9 protein-coding genes and 3 tRNA genes are annotated in these 12,402 nt (G+C 73.4%); 7 read left to right on the forward strand and 5 right to left on the reverse strand.

Going from position 1 to position 12,402, the window contains the following annotated elements; translation table 11 throughout:
• Window positions 1–82: 82 nt before the first annotated feature.
• From AC0B61_RS03630 to AC0B61_RS03655, 6 genes are all read left to right on the forward strand, one after another.
• Window positions 83–176 (forward strand) — tRNA-Ser (locus AC0B61_RS03630).
• 217 nt (window positions 177–393) lie between these two features.
• Window positions 394–469: transfer RNA gene (locus AC0B61_RS03635), tRNA-Arg, on the forward strand.
• A gap of 31 nt (window positions 470–500) precedes the next feature.
• A tRNA-Arg gene (locus tag AC0B61_RS03640) sits at window positions 501–576 on the forward strand.
• 389 nt (window positions 577–965) lie between these two features.
• Entirely contained in the window at window positions 966–3,752 is a 2,787-nt protein-coding gene (locus AC0B61_RS03645; RefSeq protein WP_471738974.1) for an Ig-like domain-containing protein, read from the forward strand.
• 193 nt (window positions 3,753–3,945) lie between these two features.
• Window positions 3,946–5,241, forward strand: a complete 1,296-nt coding sequence (locus AC0B61_RS03650; RefSeq protein WP_471738975.1) for an SPFH domain-containing protein — start codon at window positions 3,946–3,948, stop codon at window positions 5,239–5,241.
• Window positions 5,238–6,065: a C40 family peptidase gene (locus tag AC0B61_RS03655; protein ID WP_471738976.1), complete on the forward strand. Its 828-nt coding sequence runs from the start codon at window positions 5,238–5,240 to the stop codon at window positions 6,063–6,065. The genes AC0B61_RS03650 and AC0B61_RS03655 overlap by 4 nt, the downstream gene beginning before the upstream one ends.
• A 58-nt stretch (window positions 6,066–6,123) precedes the next feature.
• Here the strand turns inward: AC0B61_RS03655 and AC0B61_RS03660 are convergent, their stop codons facing one another.
• From AC0B61_RS03660 to AC0B61_RS03675, 4 genes are all read right to left on the reverse strand, one after another.
• Window positions 6,124–7,173, reverse strand: coding sequence for a hypothetical protein (locus AC0B61_RS03660; protein ID WP_471738977.1), 1,050 nt, complete (start codon window positions 7,171–7,173; stop codon window positions 6,124–6,126).
• On the reverse strand, window positions 7,170–9,380 hold the full coding sequence (locus tag AC0B61_RS03665; RefSeq protein ID WP_471738978.1) for a hypothetical protein: 2,211 nt from the start codon (window positions 9,378–9,380) through the stop codon (window positions 7,170–7,172). The genes AC0B61_RS03660 and AC0B61_RS03665 overlap by 4 nt, the downstream gene beginning before the upstream one ends.
• A gap of 13 nt (window positions 9,381–9,393) precedes the next feature.
• Complete coding sequence (locus AC0B61_RS03670; RefSeq protein WP_471738979.1) at window positions 9,394–9,840, reverse strand: hypothetical protein; 447 nt, start codon at window positions 9,838–9,840, stop codon at window positions 9,394–9,396.
• 167 nt (window positions 9,841–10,007) lie between these two features.
• On the reverse strand, window positions 10,008–10,961 hold the full coding sequence (locus AC0B61_RS03675; protein WP_471738980.1) for an aldo/keto reductase: 954 nt from the start codon (window positions 10,959–10,961) through the stop codon (window positions 10,008–10,010).
• Between the two features lie 154 nt (window positions 10,962–11,115).
• Between AC0B61_RS03675 and AC0B61_RS03680 the strand changes: the two genes are divergently transcribed.
• Window positions 11,116–11,319, forward strand: a complete 204-nt coding sequence (locus AC0B61_RS03680; RefSeq protein WP_471738981.1) for a hypothetical protein — start codon at window positions 11,116–11,118, stop codon at window positions 11,317–11,319.
• Between the two features lie 54 nt (window positions 11,320–11,373).
• Here the strand turns inward: AC0B61_RS03680 and AC0B61_RS03685 are convergent, their stop codons facing one another.
• Window positions 11,374–12,381: an endo alpha-1,4 polygalactosaminidase gene (locus tag AC0B61_RS03685; RefSeq protein ID WP_471738982.1), complete on the reverse strand. Its 1,008-nt coding sequence runs from the start codon at window positions 12,379–12,381 to the stop codon at window positions 11,374–11,376.
• Window positions 12,382–12,402 lie beyond the last annotated feature (21 nt).

Here is a 12,402-nt window from a genome sequence, read left to right on the forward strand (position 1 = left end):
GTGGTTGGTGCCGAGCCCCACGGTTGTGGCATCATCACTGACACACGGAACGGGTCCGCTCGCGCGGGCATGGTCCCTGTGGGGAGGCTTCGCCTAGTCCGGTCTATGGCGCCGCACTGCTAATGCGGTTTGGGTCTTAAAGCCCATCGAGGGTTCAAATCCCTCAGCCTCCGCCAGTCGGGAGCCCCCGTCGACGACATCGTCGACGGGGGCTCTTCGCGTTCCCGGGCGTTCCCGGAGTCCGGCGGCGGCTGGCCGGAGCATCCCGGAGCCCGCCCCGGGAGAGCCCCGCTACAGCCCCGCGAGGGCCCCGGGGCAATCGATTTCGCCCCACGTCGCAGGTCATGTAATGTTGTCCCCGCACCGCCCCGCTGGCAACGTTCACCGGGGCGAGCGCTCATAGCTCAACGGATAGAGCACTTGACTACGGATCAAGAGGTTGCAGGTTCGAATCCTGCTGAGCGCACCAACCACCGCAAGATCGGGTCCGCCTGATCCTTGCGCTCATAGCTCAACGGATAGAGCACTTGACTACGGATCAAGAGGTTGCAGGTTCGAATCCTGCTGAGCGCACCAACGAGAAGCCCCCGGCCACCGGCCGGGGGCTTCTCGCGTTCCCGGCTCCGTGACCACCTCCGGAGCGTGGCGGGCCGGCCGTGGTGGTCGGGGACATTCGAACAGAGAGCCCCGATGAATGGTCAGGTATCGGACGCTGGGATCCCCCGAATAGCCCCGCAATTCCCATTCCCGCGTTCATTCGGGTGGGGCCTATTGCCGCCTAATGGATGAAATGCAGCTGTTTCGGGTACATCCCGTCCTGCCGCCCGGATGACTGCCAAACGGGTGGGGCGCGGTCGAAAGCGCAGGTGTCGGAGTATGACCGGCCCAGGATCGTGATTCCTTTTTGTCGGATCTTGTGCCCAGACTGCCCGCCACCCCGGCAGCCGACCACGAAGGAGAGCCGGATGAGCCGACAGTTTCCCCGTACCGCTGCCGCCCTGGCCGTCCTCACGGCCGGGCTGCTGACCGGTTGGAACGCCCCGCTCTCGGTGGCCCAGCAGTCCCCGGACGCCTGGTCGGCGGAGCACCGGGCGGTGCTGCCCTCCGGGCTTTCCGTCCGGTTCGATTTCGAGGCCTCTCCCGGAACGGCGGTCACCGCCGAATCGGGCGAATTGGCCGACCGATCGGGAGGGGGGCGGTCCGCAGCCCCCTATGCGGACGGAATGCGCCCCGGAAACCCGGCGCAGGCCTTCGTCCTCACTCCCGACCGTCCGCAGGCGGACGGTTCCTGGCGAACGGCGGGGACACTCCGGCTCACTTTCTCCCGGTCGGTCCGCAATCCCAGGGTGCACCTCAGCGGCCTGGCCGCGGTCGCCACCGGGAAATCCGGCACCACCAGCACCGCGGCCCGGCTGACCGTCGCCGGCGGCTCGCCCACCGCCCCCACCCTGGTCAACCGCACGGACTGGCCCGGCTGGACGCTCGACGGCAACACCCTGGCCCCCGCGGGCCCGGACGGCTCCTCCGACGGCGCGCCAGGCTCCGCCGCCGAGGGCTCCCTCGAACTCGCCGGGACGTTCCGCACCGCCGTGCTCCGGGTCGAGCAGCGCTCCACCGCCCGGGCCGGCAGCACCACCGCCCCGCCCGTCCTGCGCCAGGCCTACACCGTCAGCGTCGACGAGGCACTCGGCACCGCGCCACAGGACTACGGCAACGCCTCCCACGTGGTCTCCGACCTCTTCCTCGGCGCCGACGCCGCCGGCCCCTCGCGGCGCACCCCGAACGGCTCCGCCGCGGCCGCGAACGACGGACCGCTGGTCCGGCTCGACCACGGCGCCTCACTGCGCAGCCCCTTCGCCGGGCCGCCGCCGCCCAGGCTCCAGCCCGGCCGCGGCGAGTACCAGGGCGCCGACCCGTCGATCAGCTACCCCACCGACGCCGCGATCGGCCGCTACTACCGGCTCACCGTCCCGGTCGCGGTCGGCGACCAGCCCGCCACCCTGGCCGGCTGGATCGACTTCGGGCACACCGGCCACTTCGACGCCGCAGGGCGGGTGCAGACCGAGGTCCAGCCCGGTGCCGACACCGCGACCCTGGAGTGGACCGTCCCGTCGGGCGCCGCCTCGGGCGAGACCTGGGCCCGGCTGCGGATCGGCCGCGACACCAGCCAACTCGTCTCATCCGGCGGCTTCGCCGACTCCGGGCAGGTCTCCGACCAGCGGATCAAGCTGGCCGTCGGCGCCGCCCGGCCGGAGATCGCCGAGCCGGTCGACGGCGCCGTCCTCGCCGACGCCCGCCCCGAGATCAGCGGCGAGGGTGCGGTGGCCGGCGCCACCGTGGAGATCCGGGAGGGCGACACCGCGCTCTGCAAGGCCAAGGTCGCGCGCGGCGGCGCCTGGTCCTGCCGCCCCACCGCGACCCTCGCGGCCGGCCCGCACAGCCTCACCCCCGTGGAGACCACCAGCGGAGGCGTCGTGCTGCGCGGCGAGGCGGTCAAGGTCACCGTGAAGACCGCGCCCCCGGCCGCGCCCGCGCTCACCCTGCCCGCGTACACCAACGACCCCGGGCTGCGGCTCACTGGCACCGGCGACGCGGGCACCACCGTCTCGGTCGCCGACCGGGCCGCCGCGGGCGAGCTGTGCAGCACGGCGGTGCGGGCGGACGGCCAGTGGTCCTGCCTCCCGGTCGAGAACCTGGCGGACGGAAACCACCTGCTCACCCCGGTCGCGGTCGACGGGGCGGGGAACCGCACGGCCGGGCAGACGGTGCCCCTGGTGGTCGACACCATCCCGCCGGACCGGCCGGTGCTCACCGCACCGGCGTCGGGGGAGACCCTGCGGGTCAACCGGCCGAAGCTCGCCGGACGGGCGGAGCCGGGCACGAACGTGCTGGTCACGGTACGGGCGGGCGCGGGATCCGGCTCCGACTCGGACCAGCGGACGGTGCTGTGCGGCGCGACGACGGCGCTCGACGGGAGCTGGACCTGCACCGCCAACCGGGACCTGACGGACGGCGAGCAGTCGCTGGTCGTCACGGCCACGGACCTGGCAGGGAACGGGACCTCGGCCGAACCGGTGCCGGTACGGGTCGCCGCTGCGGCAGCGGTGCCGAGCCCGGCGGCTCCCAGCCCGGCGGTGTCCAGCCCGACGGTGCCGGTGGCAGCCTCGGCTGTGCCGAGCGCGGGGGCGACGGCTTCGGCCTCGGCTTCGGCCTCGCAGAGTCCGGCCGCCGGGGTCGTGTCTGAGGCGCCGGTTCCCTCCGGGGTGCTGCCGATCGTCGTTCCGCGGGTGACGGTTCCGCCGGTGGCTGCTCTGCCGGCGACGCCGACGCCGACGCCCAGTCCGGCGGTGGGTCCGTCGGGCTCCGCGAAGGCGAGTCCGGTTCCGTCGGTGTCGTCCGTCCCCTCCGTTCCCTCCCCGCCCACCGTTCCGACGCCCTCGACCGCTGCGACGGCTTCTCCGACGCCGACGCCGACGCCGGTCGTCACCCCGGCCCGGGCGGCTGTCGTCGCCGTCACCGGCGGGTCTTCGCCGACCGGAGCCGCGGAAGCGGCGGGGACGCCCGAAACGGCCGAGGCCGTCGAGTCGGTCGAGGGTACGGCCCGGCCGCTGCCCGTGCCGCGGGCGGAGGCCGTGCGGGCCGAGGAGGCCGGCTGGCGCGGTGGACTCGCCGGGGTCCTGCTGGTGCTCACCGGGATCGGGCTGATCACCCGTCGGGTGTTCGGTCGCGGGCCCGGTGCTCGACGGCGCTGACCTGCGCCGACTCTCCCGACCGTCCGTTCATGTGCCTGCGCGTCAGGTCGGCTTTGGACGATACGTCAGTAAATGTCGACACACCTCGGCTCAAATGTCGCATTTGATGACGTATGAACTTAGCCTGATCATGGCACTGCCCGTCAGATCCGGGCCGCCCGTTGCGCGACACACCGACCCTGAGGATCCGTGCATGGACGTCACCCGCGATTCTTCGCAGCGACCCGACCACCTGCCCAAGGCGCTCCCGCCGGCCGTGCCGGAACGTTCCGCCTCCGGCTCCAGCCCGCTGGTCAGAGCCTCGACGGTGAGGACGGTCACGGCCGTCACGGCCGCCCAGCCGGTCGGCCCGGCCGACAGCGGACCGGCGACGACCCCGCTCGCCGTCGTCCCCGGCCCGTCACCCGCCGGCCCGGCGGACCTGCGCGACCCGCTGGAGACGGCCGCCCCAGAGACCGTCGGACTCGTGGACGACGCCACCCCGGTCGGCGCCCCCGCGGCCGCCACCTCCCGGCGCCCCCCGCGCGCCGACCAGGCGCTGCGCGAGCACGGGGCCACCGCACTGCCGGGCTGGCTCGCCCTGCTGGTGGTGCTGCTCGGCCTGGCTGGGGTGCTGGTCGTCCTGCTGCGCGCCGGTGTCATGCCGCACGGAGACGTGCTGCCCGACCTGCGCGGCGCCGTCGCGCGGGCGAGCGGACGGGCGGAGGTGGACGCCCAGACGATCGCCGAGGTCGGCGCGGCCGGCCTGGTGGTGGTGTTCGCGGTCGCCGGGCTGCTGGCCAACGCGGGCGGCGAGACCCGGGTGCTGACCCGCTGGGGCCGCTACCGGGGCACCGTCCGCCGGACCGGCCTGGTCTGGGTCAACCCGCTGCTGCGCCGCCGCCGGGTGGACGTCCGGCTGCGGCACTGGCGCAGCGAGCCGGCCAAAGTGGTCGACCGCACCGGCACGCCGATCGTGGTCCGGCTGCTGATCGTCTGGCGGGTCAAGGACACCGCGCGGGTGCTGCTGGCGATCGATGACCACGAGGGCTATCTGCGCGAGCAGGTCCAGGCGGTGCTCACCCGCACCGCGTCCATGCTGCCCTGCGACAGCAACGCGGCCCCCGGGCCGGCGCTGCGCGACGGGCAGTGGTTCGCCGACGAGCTGACCAGGGCGCTGGCCGCCGAGGCCGCCCCGGCGGGCCTGGAGGTCTACTCGGTGCAGCCGCTGGCGCTGGACTACGCGCCCGAGGTCGCCGAGTCGATGCGCCGCCGCCGACTGGCCGACCTGGACGCGGGCCTGCGGACGGTGCTGGTGGACGACGCGGTGGAGGCGGCGGCGCTCGCCGTCCGCCGCCTGGAGCGGGCGACCGCGCACGAACTGGACGAGGCCGCCCGCAGCGCGCTGATGGAGCAGCTGCTGGTCGCCTTCGTCGCCCCGGCCGGAGTGGCCGCCTCGGTACCGTCCCCGGCCGCGCGTGCCGGGCGGAAGGAAGGACGACCCGCATGAGGATAGCCACCGGCGCGTACGCCGAACCCGGTACCGGCCTCGACGACGATCCCGGCCTGATCGGCTTCGAGGAGCGCCTCGGCAGCATCCCCGCGATCGCGGGCTGCGGCTGCCCGAACTGCGCGGCCCGGCCGCGCACCGCCCGCCCCGCGGCGGCGGCCGGCGGCAGCCGAATACACCGCGCCGTACGGAGCACCTGCCTGGCCACCACCGTGCTGGCCGGCGCCGGAGTGGTCGGCCTGACGGCCGGGGCCGGTTCCGCGCACGCCGCGGCCGGGAAGCAGGGGTGGGACGGGTCGAAGTACTGGTTCAAGAACAGCGGCGGCGAGTGGCGGTGGACCGGCCACCACGACATCTACGCGAGCCGCACCGGCCAGTCCGGTGGCACCGGCAGCACCGGCAGCACCGGCGGGTCCGGCGGCGCCGGTGGCAAGGCGGCCGCGGACCGGGCACCGGCCTCCGGCAGCACGGAGGCGGCCGTCGACTACGCGCTCGCCCAGCTGGGCAAGCCGTACGTCTGGGGCGGCAACGGCCCGTCCGGCTACGACTGCTCGGGCCTGGTGCAGCAGGCCTACCGCCGCAGCGGGATCAGCCTGCCCCGGGTGGCCGACGACCAGTACGCGGCCACCACACCGATCAGCGCGGGGCAGCTGCGCCGCGGGGACCTGGTGTTCTGGTCGGACAGCGGCCGGGCCTCGGGGATCCACCACGTGGGGATATACCTGGGCGGCGGCACGTTCGTGGAGGCCCCCCGGCCCGGTAGGACCGTCCGGGTCTCCACCCTCGACTCGAGCTACTACCCGACCCACTTCGGCCGACCGTAGCGCCGGAGCCGCACCGGGCCCTGACAGCGCGCGCCGCGGTCAGGGCCCGGACCGCGTGTCAGGGCAGCTGCGGTGCGGAGCAGCCGTGGCGCTCGGCCGACCGGGTGGCGAAGGCGCGCAGGGCGGCTCCCTGGGCGGCGGGGTCGGGCGTGGTGGTGCGCTTGCCGTCGTCGACGGTGTCCACCGTGTAGAGCGCGGTGCCGCCGCCGGGGCAGGAGGCGGTGGCCCAGAGCAGGCCGTCCCGGCTGCCGGACGCGCCGGCGACCGGGTAGTGCGCCACCTTCGGAAGGGCGTCCGCGAACGGCGGGTAGTACGCCCCCAGGCGGAACCGCGGGCTGTCGCCGTCGTCGTACAGGAAGCAGTCCTCGACCGGGGCGTTCGGGTCGGCCGCCGTCTCGCCGGTCGTCCCGGCCAGCCCGCCGCAGGTGCCGGTCGCCTGCCCGGCCGGAACCTTCCGGTACCGGGAATCCGCCGGGACGTCGGTGATTTCCGGACCGGAGGGGGCCGAACAGCCCCACACCCGGGCCGCCCCGTCGGCGGTGCGCGCCGCGATGCGGGCGAACCTGGCCCGCTGGGCGGCGTCGTCGACGGCGCCCGCGCGCGGCAGGCCCTTGACGGTGACGAGCAGTTCCCTGCCGCCCGGGGCGGGGCAGTCCAGGGCGAGGACGGCGACCGCGCCGTCGTCCTCCCGCAGGTCCAGGACGCCCCGGCGGCCGTGGCCGAGCGGCATGACCATGGTGGTGGCGAGGTCGGCGCGCTCGCGGCGCAGCGCGGTCAGCGCCTGCGCGGCGCCCTTCGGACTCCAGCCGGTCTGGACGGACAGGAAGCCGCCGGTGCGCTCCGGGTTGACGACGGAACAGGCCGCCGGTCCGTCGGGCGCGACGGCGTCCTTGCCGTGCATCCGGTCCACGCCGAGGAACTCCTTGACCTCGGCCGTGTCCAGGCTGCCGTGGCAGAGGCCGGCCAGGCTGCGGCCGTCCCGCCAGCGGTCGTACCCGCCGCCCAGGTAGAACACGGCGCCGGCGGCGAGGGCCAGCCCGACGGCGGCGGCGACCGGGAGCCGCCACCGCCGGAGTGCCCCGCGCGGGTGCGTGGGCTCGGGCGTCACTTGTTCTCGCCTCCACGGCCGAGTGCGGTGGCCGCGTCGCTGCGGCCGGTGTTGTAGATGGTCCGCATCTGCTGCTCGTCCCAGTCGACGGAGGGGGCGTCCGGGTTGAGGCCGTTGCGCTGCTGCTGCCACTTCTCGACCATGGCGCTGATCCCCTCGTGTCCGCTGCGGCCGTCGGCGCCGGTGAGCGTGTTCTCCTCGATCCGGCCGGCCGCGGTCGCGTTGATCTCCTCGGTGGCGTTCAACTGCCACCCCATGATCCCGTCGCCGAGCAGGCTCTGGGCCATCGCTCCCACCCCGGGGACCGGGACGAGCTTCAGCGGGGTGCCGATGCCCTGGTACAGGCCCTTGGCCTTCCAGGCCGCGACCTTGGTGTCGTCGTCGCGCTGGTCGAGGATGGCGTCCGCCTGGACGGCGTCGTAGACGCCGAGGGCGGCGGAGGAGTTGGCCATCACGCCCTTCCAGTCCTTCTCGCCGGCGTTCGCCGGGAGTTCGGCGAGCTGCTGGGCGACGTGCACCATCTCGGCCTGCTGGACGACGTGGTGGGACTCCGGGTCGTCGGCGATGCCGCGCAGGACCCGGATCAGGGCGCCCTTGTCGGTGGCCATCCTGGTCTCCCCGGTGGCCGGGTCGACCCAGACGCCGCTGGCGTCCCTGCCCGCGTGGTCCTTGGCGGCGCGGTTGGTGCCGGAGAGGATGTCGTGGGTGTCGGAGGAGTAGTCGGCCAGGGCGTCGGCGATCGGGCGCTGCATGCCGGCCGGGAGCTTCTCGTGGCCGATGCCGCCGTCCAGCAGGTTGACGGTGTCGCGCATGACCCGGGCCTGGGCCTCGGAGTGGTGCCTGACGGTGTCCTCCTGGCCCGGCCGGTCGCCGGTGGCGGCGGCCTCGATGGCCAGGCCGAGCGAGTGGTGGCCCTGGACGTGCTTGCCGTCGGGGCCCATCTCCTCGGGCCAGCGGCGCTCCTCCAGCAGGTACTTGAGGGTGTCGTCGTGCCGGGGGTCGCCCGGGTCGAGGAAGCGGGTGGAGGCCTGCGGATTGTGGCTGAGCGACTCCAGGAAGCCGGCCACCGCGTCGCCGCCGCGGGCCCCGCCGAGGTGGTCCCAGCTGGGCTGGGTCGAGTCGGGCGCCCAGATGAGCTGGGGGTCGGTCTTGGCGTTGCGCTCGTACGCGAGCAGGCTCTTGCCGTAGCTGTCGAGGAATTCGGTGTCGTACTCGCCGGAGCGCATCAGGCTGCTCATCAGCTGGTAGCCCAGCGGCGTCGGGCCGCCGCCCGGGCGGTTCATGACCCGGGGACCGAGCTTGACCATCTCCTTCTCCCAGTCCTGCATGGACGTGGAGTGGCTCTGGGTCGCGGTGCCCAGGGTCGCGCCCAGCGAGGCCTGGAGCTTCTTCACGGCCTCGTTGCGTTCCTTGCTGTACGCGCCGAACTTCGCCGGGTCGTTGACGTCGCGCCAGAACTCCAGGGTGCCCTTGGGACCGAGCGTGGTGGCGAACTGCTCGGCGAAGGCCGGGTCGCTCCTGCGCTTCTCCAGCAGGGCGTTGAGCCTGGTCAGCTCCTCGACGGAGAGGTCGCCGCCCTTTCCGGCCAGGGCGAGCGCGTCGGTGAGGTCCTTGCGGGCCTCGGTGGCCTCCTGGAGGGTGTGGTAGCCGTTGGGGTTGAACGCGTTGTCGTTCGCGCCGTTCGGGTCCGAGCGCAGCGCCCAGGCGGCGGCCTGGTCCGCGTCGGCGGCCTGCTGGAGCGCCGTCTCCAGGCTGTGGACCAGGTCCTCCACCGCGCGCTTGCGCTGGGGCAGGAAGACCGTCCGGTAGTCCGGGTCGGCCTGGGCCGCCTTGTCGTGGAGCAGCGGGTGGACGTCGGTGACCGTCCCGGTGCCGTCGACCTGGAGGTGGTTGGCGGGGCCGTCCTCGTCGGCGATCTTCTTTAGCCGGTTCTGGGCGTCGGCGAACTGCTGGGCGGCATCGGCCAGCAGGCCGCTGATGTCGGCGGACTCCTTGCCGGCGGCGTCGATCTGTTCGGCGGCCTTCTGGATCAGCGCGCGGGCCTCGGTGGCGGCCTCGCCCTCCCAGCCGGCGGCCAGTTTGCCGGCGACCTCGCTGGTCAGCCGGTCCTTCAGGCCGGTGTAGCGGGACTGGAGGGTCTTCCACTCCTCGGCGGCCGCGTGCAGCGGTTCGATCTTGGCGTTCCGGACGATTTCGTAGCTCAGCACGGTGGTGGATCCCTCAGTTCCCGCCGGACAGGTTCTGCTTGTTGGCGTTCTCGGTCGCCGTGTACTGGTCGGCGGTGTGGCGCAGCCGTTTGGCGATGTCGAAGAGCGTGTTCCCGAGGGTGGCCACCTGGTTGTCCCAGCGGATGGAACGGTTGCGCAGCTCCGGGCCGGTGAGCCAACTGGTCAGCGAGCCGTACGCGTTGGTCGTCTTCTCCTGGGCGTTGTCGTCGACGGTGCGGAAGTTGCCCTGGATCTCGTCGACGGTGCCGGCCCGTGCCTTCAGGTCGGCGGGGCTGACGGTCGTCTTCCCGCTGCCGCTCGCGCCGTTGCCGCCGGCGGAGTTGAGCCGCAGGCTCGCGTACCGCTTCCGGTCCTCGTCGTCGAAGAGACCGTTCCAAGCAGGATTGTCGGCCAAAGCGTCCCCCTTGTGAGCGTCGTGGTCGATGGAAGTCTTGATCATTGCTTGGCGTTTCATTGACCATGACTTGCCCGTGCCGCCGATAGTTCCCGGACCGGCGGTGCCGTCGGAACGCCGCAGGCCGCGAACGCAGCAGGCCGCGAACGCCGCCCGGGGTGGGGCGGGTTCGCGGCCTGCGGGAGGACGGAGACGTGCGGTGCCGGACGGCCTCAGACGGAGGCGGCGTCCAGCAGGGCCGTCTGCGCGGGGGTGAGGCGCAGGTCGGTGGCGGCCAGCAGCGGCGGGAGCTGGTCGACGGTGCGGGCGCTGGCGATCGGGGCGGCCACGGTCGGACGGGCGGCGAGCCAGGCCAGGGCGACGGTGGCGAGTTCGACGCCGTGCTCCTCGGCGACGGCGTCCAGGGCCTCCAGGACCTTCGGGCCGCGCGGGTCGTCCAGGTAGCGGGCGGCGCCCTCGGCACGGGCGCTGTCCACACCGGGGGCGCCGAGACGGTACTTGCCGGTGAGGAAACCGGAGGCGAGCGCGTAGTAGGGGACGGTGGCCAGGCCGTGCTCGGCGACCACGTCGGCCAGCGGGCCCTCGAAGGTGTGCCGCGAGACCAGGTTGTAGTGCGGCTGGACGGCGACGTACTTCGCCAGGCCCTCGCGCTCGGCGAAGGCCAGCGCCTCGGACAGCCGCTCGGCGCCGATGTTGGAGGCGGCGGCCGCGCGGACCTTGCCCTCGCGGACCAGCTCGTCCAGCGCGGTGACGAACTCCTCGACCGGGGTGTCGTCGTCCCGGTGGGTGTAGTACAGGTCGATCCGCTCGACACCCAGGCGGCGCAGCGAGGCCTCGGCCGACGCCTTGATGTTGGCGGCGCCCAGGCCGCGGGCGTCGGGGTGCATGCCGACCTTGGTGGCGATCACGACCTCGTCGCGGTTGCCGCGGCTGCGCAGCCAGTGGCCGAGGACGGTCTCGGACTCGCCGCCGGTGTTGCCCGGAGCCCAGGCCGAGTAGACGTCGGCGGTGTCGATGAAGTTGCCGCCGGCGGCGGCGTAGGCGTCCAGGACGGTGAAGGACTGCTGCTCGTCGGCCGTCCAGCCGAAGACGTTGCCCCCGAGGGAGAGCGGGAATACGGACAGGTCGGAGGTGCCGAGGCTCACCCGGCTGTGGTTTCCGGTCATGAACGGGGCCAACCCGATTCCGCCATGGGGCATTCCGCGCGCCACGCGATGTTCACGAGCCCGTCGCACCGGCGCCGCACGACGGGGTGGGGTGCCGGCCGGGACGGGGGTCCGGGCTGTGCCTGAGGTGGGCCGATTCGTTAGAGTCCGTGCCATGGCTGACAACGACTACGACCCCGCCGGCAGCACCCAGATGTTCCGGGCGTTCGTCGACGAGACCCCGGCACGCCAGGAGCCGGGCAACGTTTCCACCTACGGCCGCAGCAGCGGCGGCGGCAACCGCACCGGCCTGATCGCGGCTATCGCCGTCGTCGTGCTGGTCGCGCTGGGCGCCGTCATCTGGCTGGCGGTCAAGTGACCCTCGCGCGGGTGGCCCTCGTCCGGGTCACCCGCGCGACGGCGGACGAGAACTTCAGCAGGGCTTGCGCCAGGCGTTCAGGTCGAGCTTCTTCTGCATCGAACTGAAGCCCAGCGACTTGGCCTTGGTACAGAACTGGCCCGTGTCGAGCTTGTACTCGACGTGGAAGACCGCCTTGCCCGCCTTGACGAAGGGCGCGACGCGGTCGCACTCGTCGTACTGCGCGCACTCCTCGTTGACCGCGAAGTCGAAGTCCGGCAGCAGCGCGGGGATCTGGTCCAGGTCGTTCTTCAGGCCGATGGCCAGGCCGCGCTCGTGCGCGAGCTGGGCCAGCATCCGGTTGTACCTGAGCTGGTCGTCGGCGGTCAGCGGGAAGCCGCTGTTCTGGTTGTAGGCCTCGATGGTGTCCGGCTCGACGGCGTCGAAGCCCTTGCTCCGGCACATGTCGAAGCGGGCGCCCATCAGCGGCTTCAGCTGGTCGAGCTTGCGGATGTCGAACCACTTCTCGCCCTTCCAGCCGGTGTCCGAGCCCTGCAGGGCCCTGGCGAAGGCGGCGGAGTCGGGGCGGAAGTCCTCCCAGGAACCGGCGTTGATGTAGCAGATCACCTTGCGGCCCTTGGCGTGCAGCGCGGCCACCACCGAGGCGTCGGTCTCGAAGCCGTCGATGTCGTAGACCGGGACGTCCACCGACTGGTCCACGGCGCCGCCGCCGAGCTGCCACTGCCAGGCCAGGCCCGGGGTGGGCTGCCAGCGGGCGCCGGCCGGCGGCGGGGTGGTGGTGCCGGGCGGGGTCGTGCCCGGGGCAGCGGTGCCGCTCGGGGTGCCCGGGGCCGTGCTCGTGGCGGCTCCGGACGGGCCGGGAGTGGCGGGGGTGCTGCCGTCGGGGGTGTCCGGCGCCGTGGTGCCGGGCGTGCCCGGGGCGGTGGCCGTGGGCGGGGTGCTCGGGGAGCCGTCGGCCGAGTCGTCGTCCTCCGAGCCGGAGCTGCTGCACGAGGTGGCCAGCAGGGCGGTGGCGGTGGCGAGGGCGAGGGCGGTCGGCAGCAGCCGGGTACGGCGGTTCACGGTAGTCGAACTCCGCATCGG

It is taken from the genome of Kitasatospora sp. NPDC023385, from assembly GCF_055664045.1.

Coding starts and splice junctions, on each gene's coding strand:
- AC0B61_RS03645 (WP_471738974.1), top strand. CDS start 966: ATGAGCCGACAGTTTCCCCGTACCGCTGCCGCCCTGGCCGTCCTCACG.
- AC0B61_RS03655 (WP_471738976.1), top strand. CDS start 5,238: ATGAGGATAGCCACCGGCGCGTACGCCGAACCCGGTACCGGCCTCGAC.
- AC0B61_RS03680 (WP_471738981.1), top strand. CDS start 11,116: ATGGCTGACAACGACTACGACCCCGCCGGCAGCACCCAGATGTTCCGG.
- AC0B61_RS03670 (WP_471738979.1), bottom strand. CDS start 9,840: ATGATCAAGACTTCCATCGACCACGACGCTCACAAGGGGGACGCTTTG.
- AC0B61_RS03650 (WP_471738975.1), top strand. CDS start 3,946: ATGGACGTCACCCGCGATTCTTCGCAGCGACCCGACCACCTGCCCAAG.
- AC0B61_RS03675 (WP_471738980.1), bottom strand. CDS start 10,961: ATGACCGGAAACCACAGCCGGGTGAGCCTCGGCACCTCCGACCTGTCC.